Source organism: Ornithinibacter sp. (genome assembly GCF_035443565.1).
GTDB lineage: Bacteria > Actinomycetota > Actinomycetes > Actinomycetales > Dermatophilaceae > Fodinibacter.
Map to the genome: position 1 here is coordinate 1 of NZ_DAORSO010000135.1, position 6,094 is coordinate 6,094.

Annotated in this window: 6 protein-coding genes; all 6 read right to left on the bottom strand. The window is 72.6% G+C overall.

The annotated features are described in order from the left end of the window. Positions 1-36: 36 nt before the first annotated feature. Entirely contained in the window at positions 37-1,497 is a 1,461-nt protein-coding gene (argH, locus tag PLL68_RS11710; protein ID WP_324534278.1) for an argininosuccinate lyase, read from the bottom strand. After that, positions 1,494-1,997 (bottom strand): arginine repressor, encoded by a 504-nt coding sequence (locus PLL68_RS11715; RefSeq protein ID WP_324534280.1) that lies wholly within the window; start codon positions 1,995-1,997, stop codon positions 1,494-1,496. Before PLL68_RS11715 ends, argH begins: the two co-directional genes overlap by 4 nt. Beyond that, a complete protein-coding gene (argF, locus tag PLL68_RS11720) occupies positions 1,994-2,947 on the bottom strand; it encodes an ornithine carbamoyltransferase (protein WP_324534282.1) in 954 nt (317 codons plus the stop codon). Before argF ends, PLL68_RS11715 begins: the two co-directional genes overlap by 4 nt. After that, positions 2,944-4,203, bottom strand: a complete 1,260-nt coding sequence (locus tag PLL68_RS11725; RefSeq protein WP_324534284.1) for an acetylornithine transaminase — start codon at positions 4,201-4,203, stop codon at positions 2,944-2,946. The genes argF and PLL68_RS11725 overlap by 4 nt, the downstream gene beginning before the upstream one ends. After that, positions 4,196-5,137 (bottom strand): acetylglutamate kinase, encoded by a 942-nt coding sequence (argB, locus tag PLL68_RS11730; protein ID WP_324534286.1) that lies wholly within the window; start codon positions 5,135-5,137, stop codon positions 4,196-4,198. Before argB ends, PLL68_RS11725 begins: the two co-directional genes overlap by 8 nt. A 15-nt stretch (positions 5,138-5,152) precedes the next feature. Next, the coding region (argJ, locus tag PLL68_RS11735; protein WP_324534287.1) for a bifunctional glutamate N-acetyltransferase/amino-acid acetyltransferase ArgJ at positions 5,153-6,094 on the bottom strand (942 nt) is incomplete at its 5' end.

Below are 6,094 nucleotides of genomic sequence, written 5' to 3' on the forward strand. Positions count from 1 at the left end.
CACCAGTGTGTGGCCTCGGGAGCGGGCCGGATGCCGTCAGCGCACCGTCGGCTGCACGCCCGCCCACGCGCGGTGCTCGCCCGCCGTGGTGACGACCCGCTCGAGCTGTTCCGCGACCCGGACCGGGGCGGTGCCTCCCCGGGCCGACCGCGAGGCCATCGATCCCTCGACGGACAGCACAGTTCTAACCCCCGGGGTGAGGTGCGGGCTGATCGCGGTGAGGTCGTCGTCGGTGAGGTCCCACAGCTCGATGCCGCGCTCCTCGCACACTCGGACGCACGCACCGGCGACCTCGTGGGCCACCCGGAACGGCACGCCCTCACGTACGAGCCATTCGGCGATGTCCGTGGCGAGGGAGAAGCCCTGCGGCGCGAGCGACTCCAGCCGGGCGGTGTCGAAGACCATCGTCGCGACCATGCCGCTGAACGCCGGGAGCAGGACCTCGAGGGTGTCCACGGCATCGAAGACCGGCTCCTTGTCCTCCTGGAGGTCGCGGTTGTACGCCAGGGGAAGGGACTTCAGGGTCGTCATGAGACCGGTGAGGTCACCGACGAGGCGCCCCGCCTTGCCCCGAGCCAGTTCGGCGACGTCCGGGTTCTTCTTCTGGGGCATGATGCTCGACCCCGTCGAGTAGGCGTCGTCCAGGGTGATGAACGAGAACTCCTTGGTCGCCCAGAGCACGACCTCCTCAGCCAGACGGGAGATGTCGACTGCCGTCATCGCGGCCACGAAGGCGAACTCGGCGACGAAGTCGCGCGAGGCCGTCCCGTCGATGGAGTTCTCGACCGAGGTGTCGAAGCCGAGGTCCGCGGCCACCGCCTCGGGGTCCAGGCCCAGCGAGGACCCGGCGAGCGCCCCGCTGCCGTAGGGCGAGACCGCGGTGCGGACATCCCAGTCGCGCAGCCGGTCGACGTCGCGCAGCAGCGCCCAGGCGTGCGCGAGCAGGTGGTGCGAGAGGAGCACCGGCTGGGCGTGCTGGAGGTGGGTTCGGCCGGGCATCGCGACACCGAGGTGGCGCGTCGCCTGGGCGACGAGGGCGTCGACGACGTCGAGGACGAGACCGGCCACGACCCGGGCGTGCTCCCGCAGGTACATCCGGAACAGCGTGGCCACCTGGTCGTTGCGTGACCGTCCCGCCCGCAGCCGCCCGCCGACGTCGGGGCCGGCCCGCTCGATGAGGCCGCGCTCGAGGGCGGTGTGGACGTCCTCGTCGGCCTGCTCCGGCACGAAGGCGCCGCTCTCGACGTCGGCGCGCAGCCGGTCGAGCGCGTCGAGCATCGCCTCGAGGGTGGCGTCGTCGAGCAGCCCGGCGCCGTGCAGCACCCGGGCGTGGGCACGTGAGCCCGCGAGGTCGTGCAGGGCGAGCCGCCAGTCGAAGTGCGTCGACTTCGACAGCGCCGCGAGGGCGTCGGCCGGGCCCCCGGCGAAGCGGCCACCCCACAGGGCGGTCGAGGTCCGCGGGTCGGGCGAGCCGCTCGGGCTCGTCGGGATGGTCACTGGGGGTCCCTTCGGGTGTAGGCCATGAGCCTGTCGACGAGCTCGCGGCTGGCCGCGGCGCCCTGGGTCACGACCATGATCGTGTCGTCCCCGGCAATCGTCCCGAGCACGGCCTCCAGGGCCGCGTGGTCGAGCGCCGAGGCGAGGAAGTTCGCGGCCCCCGGCGGGGTCCGCAGGATGACGAGGTTGGCCGACGCCTCCGCAGAGACGAGCAGCTCGTGGCACCGCGACTGCAGGCGGGTGACGCGCTCCTCACCATGTGGGGCAGCGCGCACGGTGCGGTCGCCGCCCTCCCCCGGCACGGCGTACACGAGGCTCTTGCCGACGCGCACGCGCTCGGCGCCGACGTCGACGAGGTCGCGCGACAGGGTCGCCTGGGTGACCTCGATACCGTCCGCCGCCAGGTGGTCGAGCAGCTCGGTCTGCGACCGCACCGGCGTCGACGCGAGGATCTCGGCGATCCGCTGCTGGCGTGCGGCGCGCGAGGTGGAGACGGTCATGTGTCCTGCTCGGAGCGGTGCTGCTCGATCAGCCACGACAGCAGCCCCTTCTGCGCGTGGAGCCGGTTCTCCGCCTCCTGCCACACCAGGGAGGCCGGTCCGTCGATGACCTCGGCGTCGACCTCGTAGCCCCGGTAGGCCGGCAGGCAGTGGAGGAACACGGCATCCGGCACGGCGTGGTCCATCAGCCCCTGGGTGACCCGGAACCTCTCGAACGGGCTCGCCGCCCCGTGGCGGTGCTCGCTCTCGGCCTCCATCCCCATCGAGACCCAGGTGTCGGTGGCGACGACGTCGGCGCCGGCCACCGCGGCCAGCGGGTCGTCGGTGACGAGCACCGAGCCACCCTGCTCGGCGGCGATGCGCTGGGCGCGGGCGACGATGTCGGCTCGCGGTGGGTGCGAGGCCGGTGTGCCGATCCGCACGTGCATGCCGGCGAGGGCGCAGCCGAGCAGGTAGGAGTGGGCCATGTTGTTCGCACCGTCACCGAGGTAGGCGAACGTCAGGCCCGCGGTCGAGCCCTTGACCTCGAGCACGGTGAGGAGGTCGGCGAGGATCTGGCACGGGTGGTAGTCGTCGGTGAGCGCGTTGATGACGGGCACCCCGGCATCCGCGGCCATCTCCTCCAGCCGGCTCTGCTCGAAGGTGCGCCAGACGATGGCTGCCGACTGCGGGCCGAGGATGCGCGCGACGTCCGCGACCGACTCACGCTCCCCCACTCCGGCGAGACGGCCGTCGATGACCATCGGGTAGCCCCCGAGCTGGGAGACGGCACCGACGAAGGAGACCTGGGTGCGCAGGGTCGGTTTGTCGAACAGGATCGACACGGTGTGCGGGCCGGCCAGGCTCTGGTCGGAGAACGGCGCGGCCTTCAGGGCCAGGGCCCGGTCGAGCACCTCGCGCTGCTCGGCCGCGGTGAGGTCGTCGTCGGCGAGGAGGTGGCGCAGGCTCATGGGGTGTCCTTGGCGGTGGGTGTCGTGGCGGCGTCGAGCAGGCCCGGAAGGGCGTCGACGAAGAGGTCGAGCTCGGCGGTGGTGATGACGAGAGGGGGGACCAGGCGCAGGGCGTCGGGCGCGACGGGGTTGACGATGAAGCCGGCCTCTCGCGCCAGGGCGGCGACGACCGGGGCGACCTCGGCGGCCAGGGTGATCGCGCGCATGAGGCCCGCGCCCCGGACCCCGGTGACCATCGGGTGGTCGAGCGCGAGGACGCGCTGCTCGAGGTGCTCGCCCGCCGCTCGCGCGTGCTCGAGCAGGCCCTGCGACTCGATCGCCTCCAGGACTGCGAGGCCGGCTGCGCAGGCCAGCGGGTTGCCCCCGAACGTCGAGCCGTGGTTCCCGGGAGTGAGCATCGTGCTCACCGTCGGCCCGAAGGTCACGAGCGCCCCGATGGGCACTCCCCCGCCGAGCCCCTTGGCCAGCGTGATGGCGTCGGGCACGACCCCGGCCTGCTGGAAGCCGAACCACGAGCCGGTGCGCCCGATGCCGGTCTGCACCTCGTCGAGGATGAGCAGCGCGCCGACCTCGCGAGTCAGCTCGCGGGCCAGGTGCAGGTAGGCCGTGTCAGCGGGCCGCACGCCGGCCTCGCCCTGGATCGGTTCCAGGACCAGGGCCGAGGTCTGCTCGGTGAGCGCGGAGCGCAGGGCCTCGCTGTCGCCCCACGGCACGTGGGTGACACCGGGGATGAGCGGCTCGAACGGCTCGCGGTAGGCCGGCTTGTGGGTCAGGGCGAGGGCACCGGTGCTCCGGCCGTGGAAGGCCCCCTCCGCCGCGACGATGCCGGTGCGGCCGGTGCGGCGAGCGAGCTTGATCGCCGCCTCGAGTGCCTCGGTGCCGGAGTTGCAGAAGAACACCGCCGAGCCCGCGGGTGCCTGCGCGAGGTGCAGCAGGCGCTCGGCGAGCTCGACCTGCGGGATCGAGGTGAAGAAGTTGGACACGTGGACGAGCTGACCGGCCTGCTTGGACACCGCGGCGACGAGCGCCGGGTGGTTGTGGCCGAGGGCGTTGACCGCGATGCCGCCGACGAGGTCGAGGTAGCGGCGGCCGTCGACGTCCCAGACCCAGGCACCCTCGCCGTGGTCGAGGACCAGCTGCGGCCGACCGAAGAGGTTCATCAGCGAGCCCTCGTAGCGATCGAGCCACGGCGCTGTCGCGGGGCCGGGCCCGGGGCCGGGTACCGGGCCACCGGATGCCGGATGCGCGTCACTCATCGTCGACCTCCTCATCGGGCAGGACCATCGTGCCGATGCCCTCCGAGGTGAACACCTCGAGCAGCAGGCTGTGCGGTTGGCGCCCGTCGACGACGTGCGCCTGCGGCACCCCGGCCTCGACGGCCCGGATGCACGCCTCGAGCTTGGGGATCATGCCGGCGTCGACGGTCTCGAGCAGGCGCCGGGCCGCCGTCACCGACAGCTCGGAGAGCAGGCTTCCCCGGTCGGGCCAGTTCGCGTAGACGCCCTCGACGTCGGTGAGCACGACGAGCTTGCGGGCGTGCAGGGCGGCGGCGAGCGCGGCCGCGGCGGTGTCCGCGTTGACGTTGAGCACCTGGCCGTCGACGTCGAGGTCGGGGGCGATGGTCGACACGACCGGGATGCGCCCAGCCTCGAGCAGGTCCAGGACAGCCGTCGGATCGACCTGCACGACGTCGCCGACGAGGCCGATGTCGTGCTCCTCGCCGTCGACGACCACGCCGCGGCGCCGGGCACCGAACAGGCCGGCGTCCTCTCCCGAGAGCCCCACGGCGACCGGGCCGTGCTGGTTGAGCAACCCCACGAGCTCACGACCCACCTGGCCGGTGAGCACCATCCGCACGACGTCCATGACGTCGGGGGTCGTGACCCGCAGGCCGCCCTTGAACTCGCTCTCGAGGCCGAGGCGGTCGAGCATGTTCTTGATCTGCGGGCCGCCGCCGTGGACGACGACGGGGCGCAGACCGGCAAACCGGAGGAAGGCGATGTCCTGGGCGAAGGCGGCCTTGAGCTCGTCGTCGACCATCGCGTTGCCGCCGTACTTGACGACGACCAGGGCCCCCCGGAAGCGCTCGAGCCAGGGCAGTGCCTCGACGAGCGTGGTCGCCTTGGACTGCGCGACGCGCAGGGCGGCCGCGTCGATCGCGCCGCGCAGGGCCTGGTCGGGGGGTGGCATGTCGGTCCTTCGTGCTCAGGTGGAGTAGGCGGAGTTCTCGTGGACGTAGTCGTGGGTCAGGTCATTGGTCCAGACCGTCGCCGCCGCATCGCCCTCGTGGAGGTCGACGACGACCCGCACCTCGCGGCCGGCGAGGTCGACGAGCGAGCGGTCCTCGCCCACGCCACCGGCGCGGCAGACCTGGATGCCGTTCATCGACACGTCCAGCACTGCCGGGTCGAACGCGGCGTGGGTCGTGCCCACGGCGGCCAGCACACGACCCCAGTTGGGGTCGTTGCCGAAGACCGCGCACTTGAACAGGTTGTTGCGGGCCACCGAGCGGGCGACCTCGAGTGCGTCGCTCTCGGATGCCGCGCCACGCACCTCGATCGCGATGTCGTGGTGGGCGCCCTCGGCGTCGGCGATGAGCTGGCGGGCGAGGTCGGCGCACACCTGTGTCACGGCATCCGTGAGGTCGTCGAGGTCGACGGTGACGCCCGAGGCGCCCGAGGCCATGAGGAGCACCGTGTCGTTGGTGGACATGCAGCCGTCGGAGTCGATGCGGTCGAAGGTCACCGCCGTGGCGGCCCGCAGGGCCCCGTCGAGGTCGTCCGCGACGTGGTGGCCGGCGATGACGGCATCCGTGGTGATGACGACGAGCATCGTCGCGAGCGCCGGGGCGAGCATGCCGGCGCCCTTGGCCATGCCACCGACGGACCAGCCCTCACGCTGCGCGACCGCGGTCTTGGCGACGGAGTCGGTCGTCATGATGGCCTGCGCCGCCGCAGGACCCCCGTCGACGGCCAGCACCTCGATGGCCGCGTCGATGCCGGGCAGGAGGAGGTGCATGGGCAGTCGCTCACCGATGAGGCCGGTCGAGCAGACCACGACGTCGCCGGCAGCCACCCCGAGCACCTCGCCGACGTGCTCGGCCGTGCGGTGGGTGTCCTGGAAGCCGGGGGCGCCGGTGCAGGCGTT

Excerpts from the sequence above, each read along its gene's own strand:
- PLL68_RS11715 (WP_324534280.1), bottom strand. The coding sequence starts at position 1,997 with ATGACCGTCTCCACCTCGCGCGCCGCACGCCAGCAGCGGATCGCCGAG.
- PLL68_RS11725 (WP_324534284.1), bottom strand. The coding sequence starts at position 4,203 with ATGAGTGACGCGCATCCGGCATCCGGTGGCCCGGTACCCGGCCCCGGG.
- argF (WP_324534282.1), bottom strand. The coding sequence starts at position 2,947 with ATGAGCCTGCGCCACCTCCTCGCCGACGACGACCTCACCGCGGCCGAG.
- argB (WP_324534286.1), bottom strand. The coding sequence starts at position 5,137 with ATGCCACCCCCCGACCAGGCCCTGCGCGGCGCGATCGACGCGGCCGCC.